Source organism: Syntrophales bacterium, from assembly GCA_026417625.1.
Taxonomy (GTDB): domain Bacteria; phylum Desulfobacterota; class Syntrophia; order Syntrophales; family UBA8958; genus JAOACW01.
Genome location: JAOACW010000002.1, coordinates 17,454 through 32,556 on the forward strand (window position 1 = coordinate 17,454; position 15,103 = coordinate 32,556).

At 45.5% G+C, this 15,103-nt stretch carries 16 protein-coding genes; 4 read left to right on the forward strand and 12 right to left on the reverse strand.

Annotation, left to right across the window (positions count from 1 at the left end; all coding sequences use genetic code 11):
* Positions 1-87: 87 nt before the first annotated feature.
* From N2317_01630 to N2317_01645, 4 genes are read left to right on the forward strand one after another with little or no spacing between them, the layout of a single operon-like run.
* The gene (locus N2317_01630; protein MCX7816197.1) at positions 88-867 is read left to right on the forward strand and encodes a glycosyltransferase family 2 protein; all 780 of its coding nucleotides are present in this window, start codon (positions 88-90) and stop codon (positions 865-867) included.
* A 5-nt stretch (positions 868-872) separates the two neighbouring features.
* A complete protein-coding gene (locus N2317_01635; GenBank protein ID MCX7816198.1) occupies positions 873-1,802 on the forward strand; it encodes a glycosyltransferase family 2 protein in 930 nt (309 codons plus the stop codon).
* Between the two features lie 4 nt (positions 1,803-1,806).
* A complete protein-coding gene (locus N2317_01640) occupies positions 1,807-2,970 on the forward strand; it encodes a DegT/DnrJ/EryC1/StrS aminotransferase family protein (GenBank protein ID MCX7816199.1) in 1,164 nt (387 codons plus the stop codon).
* A 2-nt stretch (positions 2,971-2,972) separates the two neighbouring features.
* Positions 2,973-4,073 carry a glycosyltransferase family 9 protein gene (locus N2317_01645; protein ID MCX7816200.1) on the forward strand — a complete coding sequence of 367 codons (1,101 nt, stop codon included), beginning with the start codon at positions 2,973-2,975 and terminating at the stop codon, positions 4,071-4,073.
* On the opposite strand, the gene N2317_01650 is transcribed toward N2317_01645, so the two are convergent.
* From N2317_01650 to N2317_01705, 12 genes are all read right to left on the reverse strand, one after another.
* A complete protein-coding gene (locus N2317_01650) occupies positions 4,042-4,215 on the reverse strand; it encodes a Trm112 family protein (protein MCX7816201.1) in 174 nt (57 codons plus the stop codon). The genes N2317_01645 and N2317_01650 overlap by 32 nt on opposite strands.
* On the reverse strand, positions 4,190-5,254 hold the full coding sequence (gene waaF / locus N2317_01655) for a lipopolysaccharide heptosyltransferase II (protein MCX7816202.1): 1,065 nt from the start codon (positions 5,252-5,254) through the stop codon (positions 4,190-4,192). The genes N2317_01650 and waaF (N2317_01655) overlap by 26 nt, the downstream gene beginning before the upstream one ends.
* A 5-nt stretch (positions 5,255-5,259) precedes the next feature.
* Positions 5,260-5,823, reverse strand: coding sequence for a D-glycero-beta-D-manno-heptose 1,7-bisphosphate 7-phosphatase (gene gmhB, locus N2317_01660; GenBank protein MCX7816203.1), 564 nt, complete (start codon positions 5,821-5,823; stop codon positions 5,260-5,262).
* Positions 5,820-6,896: a lipopolysaccharide heptosyltransferase II gene (gene waaF, locus N2317_01665; GenBank protein ID MCX7816204.1), complete on the reverse strand. Its 1,077-nt coding sequence runs from the start codon at positions 6,894-6,896 to the stop codon at positions 5,820-5,822. The genes gmhB and waaF (N2317_01665) overlap by 4 nt, the downstream gene beginning before the upstream one ends.
* A gap of 6 nt (positions 6,897-6,902) precedes the next feature.
* Positions 6,903-7,778 carry a lysophospholipid acyltransferase family protein gene (locus N2317_01670; protein ID MCX7816205.1) on the reverse strand — a complete coding sequence of 292 codons (876 nt, stop codon included), beginning with the start codon at positions 7,776-7,778 and terminating at the stop codon, positions 6,903-6,905.
* Positions 7,775-8,818 (reverse strand): tetraacyldisaccharide 4'-kinase, encoded by a 1,044-nt coding sequence (gene lpxK / locus N2317_01675; GenBank protein ID MCX7816206.1) that lies wholly within the window; start codon positions 8,816-8,818, stop codon positions 7,775-7,777. Before lpxK ends, N2317_01670 begins: the two co-directional genes overlap by 4 nt.
* Positions 8,819-8,894: 76 nt before the next feature.
* Positions 8,895-10,646 carry a lipid A export permease/ATP-binding protein MsbA gene (msbA, locus tag N2317_01680; protein MCX7816207.1) on the reverse strand — a complete coding sequence of 584 codons (1,752 nt, stop codon included), beginning with the start codon at positions 10,644-10,646 and terminating at the stop codon, positions 8,895-8,897.
* 2 nt (positions 10,647-10,648) lie between these two features.
* Positions 10,649-11,779, reverse strand: a complete 1,131-nt coding sequence (lpxB, locus tag N2317_01685) for a lipid-A-disaccharide synthase (GenBank protein ID MCX7816208.1) — start codon at positions 11,777-11,779, stop codon at positions 10,649-10,651.
* A gap of 2 nt (positions 11,780-11,781) precedes the next feature.
* A complete protein-coding gene (locus tag N2317_01690) occupies positions 11,782-12,729 on the reverse strand; it encodes a Gfo/Idh/MocA family oxidoreductase (GenBank protein MCX7816209.1) in 948 nt (315 codons plus the stop codon).
* Entirely contained in the window at positions 12,729-13,502 is a 774-nt protein-coding gene (gene lpxA / locus N2317_01695) for an acyl-ACP--UDP-N-acetylglucosamine O-acyltransferase (protein MCX7816210.1), read from the reverse strand. The genes N2317_01690 and lpxA overlap by 1 nt, the downstream gene beginning before the upstream one ends.
* Positions 13,499-14,539, reverse strand: a complete 1,041-nt coding sequence (gene lpxD / locus N2317_01700; protein ID MCX7816211.1) for a UDP-3-O-(3-hydroxymyristoyl)glucosamine N-acyltransferase — start codon at positions 14,537-14,539, stop codon at positions 13,499-13,501. The genes lpxA and lpxD overlap by 4 nt, the downstream gene beginning before the upstream one ends.
* A gap of 5 nt (positions 14,540-14,544) precedes the next feature.
* Positions 14,545-15,078 carry an OmpH family outer membrane protein gene (locus N2317_01705; protein ID MCX7816212.1) on the reverse strand — a complete coding sequence of 178 codons (534 nt, stop codon included), beginning with the start codon at positions 15,076-15,078 and terminating at the stop codon, positions 14,545-14,547.
* Positions 15,079-15,103 lie beyond the last annotated feature (25 nt).

The window sequence follows — 15,103 nt, forward strand, 5'->3', positions numbered from 1 at the left end:
GGATAGCATGTTCCTTGCGATTTTTCATTGTTTAATTCAATAATTTTATATGCTATACGGGCGCAAAAAAGCCATGAGGTAAAACTTTTGGAAAGTAAAATTCCCATTTCGGTGGCAATCATCACAAAGAACGAGGAGGCGAACCTCCCTCGCTGCCTTGCGAGTGTATCGTTTGCCAAACAGGTTGTGGTGGTTGATTCGGGAAGTACAGATGGGACAGTGGATATAGCTCGAAGTTTTGGATGTGATGTATACGAGGAGCCTTGGAGGGGAGGGTTTGGAATTCAGAAGCAATTGGCTGTGGATAGGTGTTGTGAACCTTGGGTGCTCGTTCTCGACGCGGACGAGAGGCTCCCTGAGGAAACGGTGGATACGATAATCCGTGTGGTCACAGAGGGTGATCCCGATGTGATGGGTTACAGTTTTCCCCGAAAGAACTTTTTCCACGGACGTTGGATCCGCCATGCAGGGTGGTGGCCCGATCGCGTTGTCCGTCTTTTTCGTAGGGGCTGTGGAAGGATGTCCACTGCCCTTGTTCACGAAGGGGTAGAGGTTGACGGAAAGGTCATGAAACTTGAATGTCCCATTGAGCATTTTACCGATGGTGATCTGGCGAGGATTCTCCAGAAGATCGATCGTTATTCCACCTTAGGGGCAAAGACGGCTTTTAGTGAGGGGAAAAGGGCGACTATTTTTGGGGCGACAGTTAGGGCCGGATGGACTTTTTTTTATGATTATGTTTTTCGCTTTGGGTTCCTGGATGGGGAGCCAGGTTTAACGCTTGCCGTTACCGATGCGATTAACAAGTTTTTTAAGTATGCAAAACTTGCGCGGTTGTGTCGAGAGAAACTAGAGGTGGAGGAATAGGCGTATTGGTTGATGTATCTGTGATTATTGTCAATTACAATACAAGGGATCTGCTTCGGGATTGTCTGGAGTCTGTGGTAAACACGGTAAAGACGGTTACCTATGAGGTTATCGTTGTTGATAACGCTTCGGTGGATGGCAGTGTTGCCATGGTGAAGGAAGAGTACCCTTGGGTGAAACTGATAACGAACGAAAAAAATAGAGGTTTCGCGGCGGCGAATAACCAGGCTTTCGCTATTATGGAGGGTAGGTATGCCCTTCTTTTAAATACCGATGCCGTTCTTACTGAAGGGGCCGTTCATGAATTGTACTCTTTCATGGAGAAGACCCCCGAGACGGGTATGTGTTGTGGCCAACTTTTAAATGCGGATGGTTCAAAACAGAGTTCTATTGCTGTTTTTCCAACGATTGTCACGCTTTTGTTTAATATGTCTGTTTTGGAGTTTCTCTTTCCATCCCGTTTTCCAGGCAAACGTTACGAACATTTATCTCCCCTGGAGATTGAATCGGGTGTGGGTGCATGTCTAATGATACGCAAGGAGGCGCTGGATCACGTGGGGTGGTTTGATGAAAGGTATTTCTTTTTTTTCGAAGAGACGGATCTCGCTCGCAAGATGCACATGATGGGATGGAAGGTATTTTTTGTACCCACCGCCCGCATATACCATTACCAGGGGAAAAGTATTGGTGTTGAGATAAACTCGCGAATACATTTCTATAGATCGCGGTATCAGTACTTTAAGAAGTGGTACAACCCCATTTATTTTAGCTTGGTAAAATGTGTCATTTTTATTCGGCTTGCTGTGAATTTTCTGGGCCATGCGTTAGCGGCGGCATTTATGCTTGGTCGCGGCGAGGAGGTAGTGAGAAAACTCAAGTTGTACAAAGCACTCATTCTCCTTCATATAAAAGAACCTTCGTCTTTTGGTATTTGATAAAATGGAGTTTGTCGATCTTAAGAAACAACGAGAAAGAATAAAGACGCGCATAGTTCAGAACATTGAGCGTGTTATGTCCCACGGCCGTTACATCATGGGACCTGAGGTTGTGGAGCTTGAGGAGAGACTTGCCTCCTTTGTGGAGGTGGAACACGCCGTAGGTTGTTCTTCTGGGACGGATGCCCTCCTTTTGGCCTTGATGGCGCTGAGTGTTGGACCGGGGGATGCTGTCTTTACTACGCCATTTACGTTTGTGGCGACAGCGGAGGCGATTAAATTAGTTGGCGCTACCCCGGTGTTCGTGGATATTGATCCGAGAACTTATAACATTGATGCGGAAAAACTTGAAAGGGCTATCATTGCCCTTTCAAGGCAGGATTTATCTTTTTACCCCTTGCCACGGAATGCTAGGTATCTAAAGCCACGAGCGGTCATACCTGTAGATCTCTTCGGTTTACCTGCAGATTACGAAGCGATTGAAGAAGTTGCAAAGAGATACGGTCTGTACGTTATTGAGGATGCCGCCCAGTCTTTTGGTGCTGAGTACAAGGGGAGAAAAACCTGTTCCTTTGGGCAAATCGCATGTACCTCCTTTTACCCTGCTAAACCTCTAGGTGGGTACGGTGATGGAGGTATGTGTTTTACAGATGATGATGAACTGGCAGGTGTGTTGCGTTCTCTCCGCGATCATGGCCAAGGGAGTAGAAGGTATGAGTACATTCGTCTGGGAATTAACGGCCGTTTGGATACAATTCAGGCCGCTATCCTCCTGGCTAAATGGGAGATTTTCCCTGAGGAGTTCCAGTTACGCCAGGAGGTTGCAGCGCGCTACAGATCTCTCCTTGGAAGTAACAAGACTTTGGTTCTTCCAGAGGTACCGGAGGGATTAAAGTCAGCATGGGCTCAGTTTTCTGTTCTGGCAACTGATGAAAATACAAGAAGGGTACAAATGGAAAATCTTTCCAGAGCTGGAGTACCTACTGTCATTTACTACCCCAAACCTCTTCATTTGCAATGTGTCTTTTCAGAGTTGGGGTACAACGATGGAGATTTCCCATTTAGCGAGGACTGTGCAAAGCGTATATTCAGCCTGCCCATGCATCCCTATCTAACGTTGGAGGAGCAATTAAAAATTGCGGATGTTCTAAGCGGTACGGTCTACTAGAGATGATTGTTGGTAGATCTTTTAAACTGACCTCGGCCATTAAACGGATACTTCTGATACAGCTCGGTGATATTGGAGATGTGGTTTGGTCCTTGCCTACTATAAGGGCCATTAAAGAAGCGTATCCCGAATCTTTTCTTTCCGTTTGTGTCAGGGAGGGGCATGGTGGAGATTTGCTGAGGGCTGATCCCCATGTGGACCAGGTGCGGGAGGTTGCCCGTAGAAGCAAGAGCTTTTTCAAAGACCTTTGTGCGGATGTTGCTTTGATCAAAGAACTTAAATCGGCTCGTTTTGACGCAGTATTCGACCTGCGGGGGGATGAACGAGGCGCTTTTCTTGCCTTTTTCACCAGGGCACCCCTTAGAGCGGCCCAGTATTACGAAAATGTTTCCCTTCTCCGCAACGTGATGTTTACCCACCTTGTGAGGATAGCCGATGATGGTGAAAGGAGGGGGAGGGCAGCGGAACAGTCACTCAGGATTGTTCGTTGTTTTGGGATTGACACTGAACATAGGATACCAAAAATATACGTGCGAGAAGATTGGTTACATAATGCAAAGGCTATTCTTGGATCGTATCTGGACATGAGAGAAGGAAGGATCCCCTCTTTTATTAGCGTCAGCCCTTTTTCCCGCTGGTTTTACAAAGAATGGCCTATTGAAAAGTGGCAGGAACTCCTCAAGTGGGTGGTCCATAAAATAGGAGTACCAGTAGTTGTTGTAGGTTCAGAAAATGAGCGGAAAAGGGTTGAAGATATAGTTGAACCTATAGCAGATGGGATTGTGTTAAATCTGGCGGGGAAAACCACCCTTTCTACGCTTGCCGCTCTTTTAAGTATGAGCAGTTTACATATTGGAGTAGATACAGCAGGTCCCCATATCGCTGCTGCTGTGGGGACCCCTACAGTAACTCTCTATGGACCAACGGACTGGCGAGAGTGGGCTCCTATTGGGGAAAAACACTTTGTGGTTTCTACGGATTTGTCCTGTGCTCCGTGTTATAAGAAAGGATGTGGTGATCGTGGTAGAAGTCTATGTATGGAGGAGTTGCCCGTTGACAAGGTTAAGGAGGTCATTCGGAGATTTTTTCTGCCTCTTCGATGAGCATGATGGGGATTCCATCTCTGATTTTGTAGAGAAGTTTGCAATTGTTGCATATGAGTCCACTTAACTTTTCGTTGAGGTAGATGTCCCCTTTGCACTGGGGGCATGCCAGAACTTCAAGTAGCTCTTTGCTTATCGTCATGTTTACCTCCCAAAGTTTCACTTACTGCATTAAAAACGGGTTCAACGTCCAAATTACTCATACATGCTTTATTGTAACATTTTTTCAAAAAGCAGGGGCTGCAAGGAATATTGAGACGCACAACCCGATGATGGGTTCCGTATGGGCCTGTTCGTCGGGGATCTGTGGGACCGAACAGGGCTACGACGGGTGTTCCCACAGCGGCGGCAATATGCATCGGCCCTGTGTCGGTACTGACAACCAAATCGGCACGACGATAAAGAGAGGCCAATTGCCGCAGGGTAGTCTTCCCCCCCAAATTTAGAACGGGTGAGGTCATGTTTTTTTCAATACTGGCGAGGTAAGGTCCGTCGTTGTAACCACCTGTAAGTACAATGCCCCTATTCAATTCTTGGTAAATGCGATCACAGAGTTCTGCAAACTTTTTTTCACTCCAAAGCTTCGTTTCCCAGAGGGCGAAGGGATTCACAGCAACAAAGCCATTACAATTTTTGAGGGCTTCTGAACTTCTTAGTAGATCTTCTACGTGCTGGATATCCACTTCCTTTTCGGGGATGAGAAACTTCTTTTCTGTGACGTCCCCACCCAGGTAGGCCACGAAGTCTAGGTATCGGTCAACAGCATGTTTTGTGAGGTCTTCTGGGATCTTTTCTCTGTAAAATAAACCACTCAGTTCCTGAAGGCTTTTGTACCCGAGGGTTCTCATACCCTTCGACAACATGACAATGAGTGAGCTTTTTAAAAGGCCATGGAAATCGATTATTAAATCGTATCTGCGATCTCTTAATATCTTAACGAACGTCGATACCTCTCTGAAGACTTCTCTTACTTTTCCCCGTTTGAGGTTTTCGATCCAGGAAATGCGACGGGAGACGACAACCCTATTGAGCAAAGGATGATCTAAAATGAGATCTGCAGCTTTCTCTTCTACGACCCAGGTGATGTAGGCTTCGGGGTAAAGTTTTCTCAGCGCAGCAAGGGAGGGGAGTGTATGTACTACATCTCCTATGGCGCTCAGCTTAACTATAAGAATGTTCAATTCCCTTATGCCTCCTCCAGATATCCCACGATCCAGTTGGCTGCATCCAGAATATTCGCTGCAATGTAGTCCGGTTGAACCTCAAGGGTCTCTTTAACCTCTGGATTTCCCGTTTTCACGAGGATTCCTTTGCACCCCGCCCGTTTACCTGCGAGGATGTCTTTGAGCATATCACCAATCATCCACGAACGAGAGAGATCTATTTCCCACTCCTTAGCCGCTGTTTCCAGTAGGCCTGGTTCAGGTTTGCGGCATGAACATCTCATCTGGTATTTGCCTGAACCCTCAGGGTGATGGGGGCAGTAGTAAAAAGCATTTAGAATTGCCCCTTCTGCGAGGAACATTTGGCGAATCTTTTCGTGAAGTGCATTCACAAAGGTTTCATCGAAGTATCCCCGAGCAATACCCGATTGATTAGTTACGACTATAGTCAGCAGGTCGTGGCGGTTCAAAAGGCGGACTGCCTCAATTGCACCGGGCAATATCCTTAGTTTCTCCATACTGTCGAGGTATCCCACTTCTTCGTTCAACGTTCCATCTCTGTCAAGGAAGACTGCACGTTTTTTCATATCTCCCCCAGTTCTTTTGCTGATTCAAACACCTCCTCTGGTGTAATGAGAAGCATACATCGGAAATCTGTGGGGCACTTTTTCCGCAGACAGGGACTACATGGTACGTTTTTGTATATCACCTTTGTTTTTGGGCCTAAAGGGGATGTGGTTTTAGGATTTGTGGAACCAAAAATGGCTACCGTGGGAACTCCGAATGCAGCAGCAAGGTGCATAAGTCCAGAGTCGTTTGAAATGAATAGATTGCAGCAGGAAATGAGTGCGAATGCTTCGCGGAGGCTTGTCCTTCCGCCAAGGTCTATAGTCTCGTGGCGGCAGATTGATTTTACCATGGATGTAATCCTTCTGTCATTTTTGCTTCCGAAGAGCAACACGGTGGTGTTTCCTCTCTCCTTAATGAGGTCAGCTACTTTTGCAAATCTTTCAAGAGGCCATATTTTTGCAGGACCGTATGTAGCCCCTGGAGCTATGCCCACTATTTTTTTATTCTTCAGATCATAACGGTCGATTAGTTCGACTATCCGTCGTTTAACATCCTCATCGGGTTCCAGCTTTACTTCCGTTTCGTTATTCTGGCAGCCTAGAGCTTTTACCATCTCAAGATAGTAGAGGGTCTGGTGGACGTGTTTTAGTTCTTTCCTGAGGAGTACAGAATGGGTGAGTAAAAAACCCCGCAGGTCTGTGTTGTAACCTGCCCTTATTTTGATCCCCGCAAGTGAGGTAATGATGGCTGCCTCCATAGCATTCTGGAGCAGTATGGCTATATCAAACTCTTTTTTTCTAAGTTCCCTTGCTAGGCGGATTTTACCTATAGCGCCTTGATGAATCCCTGGATCGTAAAAGTAAACGGTCTCGTCCACTTCAGGTAAAAGTTGGTATACATCTGCTACCCAAGGTTTTGCCAGTACACCAATATAGGCTTCTGGATAGGCCTTTCTTATGGCTCGGATGGCGGGGATTGTCATAACGGCATCGCCTATCCAATTTGTCCCCCTTATAAGTATTCGTTTCACACCTTCTCTGGGTAGTTTTCTATTCCCCCTCACTTCGGGAGTTACACCTGTCAATTCCATTTTAGCTCACTTCTGACATGGTCTCGTCTTCCACCGTTGGTGGAGCCAGAACCACTGTTCCGGGTATTTCCTTATCATGTTTTCAATTATTTTCGCGAATCTCTGTGTGTTGGTAAAGATGTCCCTCTCGTAGTCGCCAGTATTGTCGATCTCGACCGGTTCCAGAAGGATGAAGCGGTAGCGGCCATCACTCATGCGGGGCATGAAAGCGGGAAGCACAGGGGAACCGGTTCTCATCGCCAGAACCGCAAGGCCGACGGATGTACAGGCAGGTCTCCCAAAGAAGTCTACAAAGACCCCTTCCTGGACAGATACGTTCTGATCGCTGAGAATCCCTATTACTCGATTTTTCATTAGAAGGCGAGTTATGATTTTACCTGAACCTCTATTTACTATCAGGTTGTTGCCGTGGAGGGTACGCACTGTGCGAAAGAGATCTTCCAGGAAACTATTATCGAGGGGGCGGTACACAATTTCTAGTGGGACTTTTGTGAGAGGGAATGCTGCCGTCATAAGCTCCCAGTTGCCGAAATGGGCTACCAGGGAGAGCACTCCGTGCCCCTGTTCGAGTGCTTTGTCCACATGTTCGAGACCTTCAAAATCCACCCAATTGTGGAGGTTTTCTTTTGTAATTGCAGGGATGGAGAAAAAATCCGCCATAACAATGCCTAAGTGACGGTAAGTTCCCTTGGCTATGCGGATAATCTCCTTTGTAGGTTTTTCGGGAAAGGCTCGGCGAAGGTTGTGTATTGTTATAAGGCGGTGTTTTGGTGAAAGATGATAGAAACTCCGGAGGAGAATAGTAAAGATGAACCTCCGTAATCTAAGAGGAACCATCCCCATCACTTTCAGTGTTAATTTTGTGGTCCAGTGTTTGATCATCTTCCCTTTAATCTATCGATTTCAGAGATAAGTTCTCCTATGGAGGGTAACACTTTCATTCCTATTCTAAGGGTGAGAACACGTTCACAAAACTCCGGAAAGCCATGCAGCTTCACCTCGTCTTTCTCCGTGGTTATAACGTAGTCTGGGGGCTTTTCTTTGAGGGTGTTTTGGATAAAGGTAATGTCATTTGGTTCATATCGATGGTGATCTGGAAACACCAAGAATGATACCAATTCACAACCGAGAGTTTCAAGGGTTTTTCTGAAAGATTGGGGAACAGCTATTCCCGTAAACGCCGAAACTTTTTTCCCCTTCAGAATATCAAGTGGATATGTGTTTCCTGTGGAGTATGATACGAGGTCAATGGGATAGCGAGAGCCATGGAAGATAGGTATTTCCTGAAGGGCGAATCTCTCTAGTACTTCTTGGATACATGGTGGGATGGATCCCTCCGAAGCGTCTTCTTCACCTGTAAGTATAAGAATGTCAGCCCTTTTAATGGCTTTAAGGGGTTCTCTTAATGGCCCTGCAGGGAGGATCCAGCCGTTCCCAAAACCTCGGCGTTTGTCAATGAGTAGTATATTTACATTCCGATGCAATTTCCGGTGTTGAAAGGCATCGTCAAGGATTATGTAATCTACTTGGAATAGTTCGATTGCCCTCTGACCGGCTAAATGGCGGTTGAGACAGACGATAATAGGGATATCTCTCAATCTCCTCGCCATGAGTGCAGGTTCATCACCCAAGATTTCTGGATTTAGATTTTTGTCTGCCCCACCATAGATCACATTCAACCCGCTTTCCCTTTTTCTACCGTAACCCCTAGTGAGTATTACCGGGCGTTTGTTTTTTCCCCTGTAGGTTTGAGCTAGGGTGATCGCAAGAGGGGTTTTGCCCGTACCACCTACAGTGAGGTTTCCTATGCTTATCACGGGGCAGGGCAGGCGTTTTGGGGATAATATTGTATTGTAGAGTATATTTCTTATTTCCACAGTGGCGCGATAAGCGATGGACAGAGGGGCAAGAAAAAGTAACATTGGTGATTTTCCCCTTCTGTACCAAATCCGCTCAAGCAGGACCTGTAGCGCATATGGTTTCGATATGTGAGTATTTTCATGTTTTCTCATGTACCTTTGTTGAGCGTTCTTCTTCTGCAAACTGTAGGTTGTAAAGTTTGTAGTATTCTCCTCTCTTCGCAAGGAGCTCTTCGTGGGTTCCCACTTCCACAATTTCACCATCCGTCATAACAACTATGCGATCCGCATTCCTTATCGTGGATAGTCGGTGGGCCACGAGTAAGGTGGTTTTCCCCTTCATCAGATTATCTAAAGCTTTTTGCACCTCTATTTCTGCTTCTGTATCTAGGGAAGAAGTGGCTTCATCGAGTATCAGTATGGGTGGATTTTTTAGAAGGGCTCTGGCAATGGCTATTCTCTGTCTTTCTCCACCGGAGAGTCTCGCCCCTTTTTCACCGATAATGGTATTGTAACCTTCGGGAAGTTCCATTATGAAATCATGGGCGTAGGCTGCTTTTGCAGCTTCGATTATCTCTTCATCTGTTCTGCTCATGTCCCCATAAGCGATGTTATTTTTTACTGTATCGTTGAAAAGGATCGTTTCCTGGGTAACGATTCCTATTTTTTGCCTCAGTGATGCTAGGTTGTAATCTCGAATATCTCGACCGTCGATGAGTATTTGCCCTTCCGTTACGTCGTAGAAGCGGGGTATGAGGTTGACTAGGGTTGTTTTCCCGCCGCCACTCATACCCACAAAAGCTACAATTTCGCTCGCTTTTATAAAGAGGTTTATGTTTTTCAACACTGGTTGAGAATCATAGGCAAAGGTTACATTGCGGAATTCTATACCTTCTTTGAGATCTTTCATTTCCACTGCATCTGGTTTGTCCTTAGTTTCTTCTTCGGTGTCTAGTATGTCAAAGACCCTCTGGGCACCAGCTATTCCCTGCTGTATTGTGTTGTTCACGTTTGTGAGCCTCTTTATAGGTTCGTAAAGCATAATTAATGCTGTTAGGAATGAAAAGAATGTTCCCGGTGTAGCTCCTCCTCTGATAACTTCATAGCCACCGTATGCCACAATAACTGCAATACCAATCCCACCGAGAAATTCCATGAAAGGACTGGAAGCCGCATGTATGGAGGTGGTTTTTATGTTCAGTTTGAACAGTTTTTCGTTCTCTTCAGCAAAACGTCTGTTTTCGTATTCCTCCATACCGAAAGCCTTTACTATTCTGGTTCCCGTGAAGGTTTCATGTAGTAGGGTGTTTAGGTTCCCCATCGTCATCTGAGATCGAAGAGCTACGTTCCTCATCTTTCTCCCAAACTGGGCGATGGGATAAACGACCAACGGGAGCACAAACGTAGCGATTATAGCTAGTTTCCAATTCCTATAGAAAATGACGAATATGAGTCCAATCAGAGTAAAGGTGTCTTTGAATAAGCTGGTTATCGCTTCTGATACGGTGCTCTGGATGTATCCGACATCGTTAGTAATCCGAGACATGAGAACGCCAGTTGGATTTCTGGTGAAGAAGGAAAGGGATTGATTCTGGATTTTTCTGTAAAGCTCTCTTCTGAGGTCGGCAACGATCCTCAGGCCGATGTAGTTCATGATAACCACCTGACCATAACTGCAGAGTCCCTTTATGAGGTAGATACCCACAACAATAATAGGAATCCAAACTAGAGCCTTAAGATCCTTTTTAAAAAAAATGTCGTCCAGTGCTGGTTTTACGAGAAATGCAAGTGATGACGTAGACACACCTACAACGAGCATACATAGGAGCGCCAGGAGGAATTTTGGAAGATGAGGTCTGGCGAGTTTTAGTAGTCTTTTAAATGTTTCCATGGCTATAGAATTTCACGGACGAGAGCTGCCGCACGCTCGGAAGCACCCGGTTTTCCCAGTTTTTCTTTTATCTTTGATAGTTCCTTTATCATCGATTCTCTGTATCCTTCATCCATCAGGATTTTCATGGTTTCCTTCGCTATGTTTTCTGCTGTTGCCCTTTTTTGAACTAACTCAGGTACCACAGTTCTACCTGCTATTATGTTCACGATACCTATGTGATCCACACGTACCAACATTCTACCAACCAGGTAGGTAAGGGGGGAAACTTTATACACGATAACCATGGGTTTTTCCATAAGGGCTGTTTCTAGGGTAGCTGTCCCCGAGGCCACGATGGCCACATCGGAAACTCCAAGCACATCATAGGTATTTTTTATAACTTCAATTTTTACACCCGGGTTTTTTAGCATTTCTTCGAAAATATTTAAAGACAATGTGCTTGCAGGGGGAAGAAGGAACTGGAGCGAATTTGTTTTTGATTCCATTATCCGCGCCGCTTCCATCATTACCGGAAGGATTCTTTTGATCTCGCTTTCTCTGCTACCCGGGAGCAAAGCTACTGTTTTTCGGCTTTCCTCTAACCCTAGCCGTTTTATTATTTCCTTCGGGTCGGATTGGGTTCTCACAATGTCCAGTAAGGGATGGCCAACAAATGTGGCCGTTACCCCGTATCTCGCGTAGAATTCTTCCTCAAAGGGAAAGATGACGGCTATTTTATCCACGTATTTCTTTATCTTTTTGATGCGGTACGTTCTCCATGCCCATACCTGGGGACTTATGTAGTAGAACACCTTTGTGTTAAGTGACTTGGCCACTTTGGCAAGGTGAATGTTAAACTCTGGGTAGTCAATTAGAATTACAAGGGATGGTTTTTTTTCCTTCAGGAATTTGATTATTTTTCGTCTCACTTTAAGTATATATGAGAGACTTGAAAATACTTCAGTAAATCCTACCACAGCGAGATGGGATACATGGGCAATGAGGTCTACCCCCTCACCCTGCATATAATCCCCACCTATCCCTGAAAATTTCAGGTCACCGTATTTCTTCAATGCTTTCACGAGTAGCGAGCCATGGAGATCGCCGGAGGCTTCTCCCGCAACGATTAAGACATGTTTTTCCCTTTTCATCACTACTCCGGTTGTGGAGGTACCGTTTTCATTTGGGATATGATTTCCAGGGCGAGTGCCAAGGATCGCCGACCGTCATAGCCTGAAACTTGTGGGGGTCTCCTGTTTTTGACACAGCTTACGAAGCTTTTTATTTCCTCCTCGAGGGGATCGTGTTTAGGGATATCAGGTGTTAAATTCTTTATGAGCCATTTTCCATCCTTATCCTTTATGCGCCCTAAGGATACGAGCTCTCTTTTTGCATAATCAACGGAGTGGTATCCCTCAGGTCCGAAAAAGCGGATTTTCTGCAGAGTTTTTCCCGTTACACGACTGGCAGTGATGTTAGCTACACAACCATCCTCGAAGGTTAGGCGCACGTTAGCTATGTCCACTTTGTCGGAAAGCACGGGAATACCCACAGCTTCCACTTTAGTTACAGGGGATTTACTGAAGTGGAGTATGATGTCCAGATCGTGAATCATGAGATCTAGGATAACATCCACATCTGTTCCTCTTTCGAAGAAGGGATGAAGTCGGTGGGCTTCAATGAACAATGGTTTTTCTATTACGCTTCTTAGGGCAACAACTGCTGGATTGAATCTTTCCACAAAGCCTACTTGAAGGACCTTTCCACTTTTCTCTGCTATATCGATAAGCTCATCTGCCTCTTCTAGAGTTGTGGTTATGGGTTTTTCCACAAGCACGTCTACACCTGCGCAAAGAAAATCTCTCGCAATGAAATAGTGAGAGACGGTAGGCACAGCTATACTTACAGCATCAACCTGCCCCAACAGCTCTCGGTAGTCAATGTAGGGTTTGCATTTGAACCTCTGTGCTGCAGTTTCAGCTCGCTCAGGTATTATGTCCACCACCCCTACAATGTGACAATCGGAGAGTTTCTCGTATTTCTGTAGATGATACGTGCCGAGGTGTCCTACACCTACAACGCCGATTCTAACCCTGTCCATTAACGTGTGATACCCCTCTGGGAGTTTTCGATAAATGAAAGCAGATGGCGTACCTCTGGTATATCTTCTACCTCATTTTTTACCTTTTCCAGGGCTGTCTTGAGAAGCAATTTTGAGCGAAATATTATCCTGTAGGCTTTTTTTAGCGCTGCTATTGTGTCTTCTTTGAAACCCCGCCGTTTGAGTCCCACCATATTTAGTCCATAAAGTCTGGCCATATTTCCTGCAGCCATTACGTAAGGGGGTATATCCCTTGAGACGGCTGAACACCCCCCCACAAAGGCATGCGCCCCTATTCTCGTGAACTGATGAACACCAGTTAATCCACCTATGATCGCATAATCTTCTACATGGATGTGACCTGCCAAATTTGCAGCGTTGGCCATAATCACATGATTTCCTAGCTTGCAGTTGTGTGCTATGTGACAGTAGGCCATTATAAGATTGTGATCTCCCATCATTGTTACCCCGATATCCTGAGCTGTTGCCCGATGAATAGTGACAAATTCACGAATGGTGTTGTAGTTGCCTATAATTACTCTTGTCTTTTCACCCCTGAACTTGAGGTCCTGTGGTTCTGCCCCAATGGAGGCGAACTGATAAATACGGCAGCCTTCTCCTATATCTGTGTGGGCTTGGATAACCACATGAGGTCCAATTACTGTATTTTTGCCGATGTTTACATCTGGGCCTATAACGGCATAAGGTCCTATTTCTACATCTCCATCGATGTTTGCTTTCGGTGAGACGATTGCAGTTGGGTGGATCTTCATTTTCCCTTTTCCTCAAGTTTTTTTTCCAGCTCTTCTATTTTCTGGGAGAGTGTGTTCACTGTTTTTAAAAGCCCTGGCAATTTTGGTAAGGATGAGGCTGTACGCAGCCATTCACGGTACGGTTGATGTGGGGCACCCGCAATGATGTTTCTCGGTTTAACATCTTTATGGACACCACACCTCGCCGCAATCATTGTACCATCCCCGATAGAGATATGGCCGACAATACCGGCCTGTCCCCCGATTACCACTCCCCGTCCTATCTTAGTGCTACCAGAAATGCCTACCTGACCTGCGATAACACTATTTTCGCCAATTACCACGTTGTGGGCGACCTGGACGAGATTGTCAATCTTGACCCCCCTCTTGATCCAAGTTTTACCTATGGTACCTCTATCTATAGTGGTATTAGCCCCTATCTCCACATCATCGTCGATTTGAACGATACCTGTCTGGGGTATCTTGATGTTTTCCTGACCGGGTTTGGCAAAACCAAAACCATCGCTGCCTATTACAGCACCCGCATGTATGATAACCCTTTTTCCTATAATGGAATTTCTGTAAATGGTAACGTTTGGGTAAATGATCGTATTTTCTCCCACCACCACATCATGGTCGAGAAAGACACCGGGGTACAGGACTACACCTTTTTCCACCCTGGTTCTTTCGCCGATAAAGCAGAAGGGGAAAACTGTAGCCTCCGGTGAAACGCAGGCGTTCTTTGCTATCCATGCCTTTTCGCTAGTGTAAGGAGATAGTTTTTCTTGCGGATGAAATAACCTGAGAAGTAATCCGAAGGCAGTGTATGGGTCGTCTACAACGACAAGATTCCTATTTGGGATCAAGGTATCCCGAGAAACAACAATTGCCGTCGCTTTTGTTGTGAGGGCTTTTTTTCTGTACCGCGGGTTGGCCACAAAAGTAATATCCCCCTCGCCCGCCTCATCGATACCCCGGACCGCACGTATAATCGCCTCTTCCTCGCCAACGAGGTCACCCATCAGGTAAGTGGCTATTTCTCTCAGAGTAAATTCCATTTCGGCTACTTCTTCTCTTTATAAGTTTTGTTGAACTCTTCGAGTACTTTACGAGTTATATTTCTCTCTTTGTCAAAATAAACTATAGGAATGGTACTTATGTCCATTATTAGCGTGAACTGTTCCTTTTCACCCAGGCTTTGGATGATCTTTATGATTTCGGGGTAGTATTTATTGAAAAGCTCCTGCCGGCGAGACTGCATCTCATCGTTTGCGTCCTTCACCATATCTTGATAAGCACGAAACTCTTTCTGGTATGCTTGTTCCTTCTCTCTCAGCACTTTTTCCTTGAGTATGGGGCGCTGTTTCTCCAGCTCATCCTTCATCTTTTGTAACTCTTTTTCCTTTTGCTCAATGGCTGCTTTGTTCTTTTCATATATTTTTTTCAGATCTTCGTTTGCCGCTTTGCCCGCCTCCGATGCAACCAGCACTTCTTCTACGTTGACTATCCCTATTTTTTCGGGAACGGCGAATGCGGGAAGTGACAAAATGATGAATATAACTACTGTTAATCCCACTACCCTTAGATATTTTTTCATGATTGCCTCCTTCATGTGATTGAAA

Coding starts and splice junctions, on each gene's coding strand:
- N2317_01640 (MCX7816199.1), top strand. CDS start 1,807: ATGGAGTTTGTCGATCTTAAGAAACAACGAGAAAGAATAAAGACGCGC.
- N2317_01645 (MCX7816200.1), top strand. CDS start 2,973: ATGATTGTTGGTAGATCTTTTAAACTGACCTCGGCCATTAAACGGATA.
- N2317_01650 (MCX7816201.1), bottom strand. CDS start 4,215: ATGACGATAAGCAAAGAGCTACTTGAAGTTCTGGCATGCCCCCAGTGC.
- gmhB (MCX7816203.1), bottom strand. CDS start 5,823: ATGAAAAAACGTGCAGTCTTCCTTGACAGAGATGGAACGTTGAACGAA.
- waaF (MCX7816204.1), bottom strand. CDS start 6,896: ATGGAATTGACAGGTGTAACTCCCGAAGTGAGGGGGAATAGAAAACTA.
- N2317_01670 (MCX7816205.1), bottom strand. CDS start 7,778: ATGATCAAACACTGGACCACAAAATTAACACTGAAAGTGATGGGGATG.
- lpxK (MCX7816206.1), bottom strand. CDS start 8,818: ATGTTACTTTTTCTTGCCCCTCTGTCCATCGCTTATCGCGCCACTGTG.
- msbA (MCX7816207.1), bottom strand. CDS start 10,646: ATGGAAACATTTAAAAGACTACTAAAACTCGCCAGACCTCATCTTCCA.
- lpxB (MCX7816208.1), bottom strand. CDS start 11,779: ATGAAAAGGGAAAAACATGTCTTAATCGTTGCGGGAGAAGCCTCCGGC.
- N2317_01690 (MCX7816209.1), bottom strand. CDS start 12,729: ATGGACAGGGTTAGAATCGGCGTTGTAGGTGTAGGACACCTCGGCACG.
- lpxA (MCX7816210.1), bottom strand. CDS start 13,502: ATGAAGATCCACCCAACTGCAATCGTCTCACCGAAAGCAAACATCGAT.
- lpxD (MCX7816211.1), bottom strand. CDS start 14,539: ATGGAATTTACTCTGAGAGAAATAGCCACTTACCTGATGGGTGACCTC.
- N2317_01705 (MCX7816212.1), bottom strand. CDS start 15,078: ATGAAAAAATATCTAAGGGTAGTGGGATTAACAGTAGTTATATTCATC.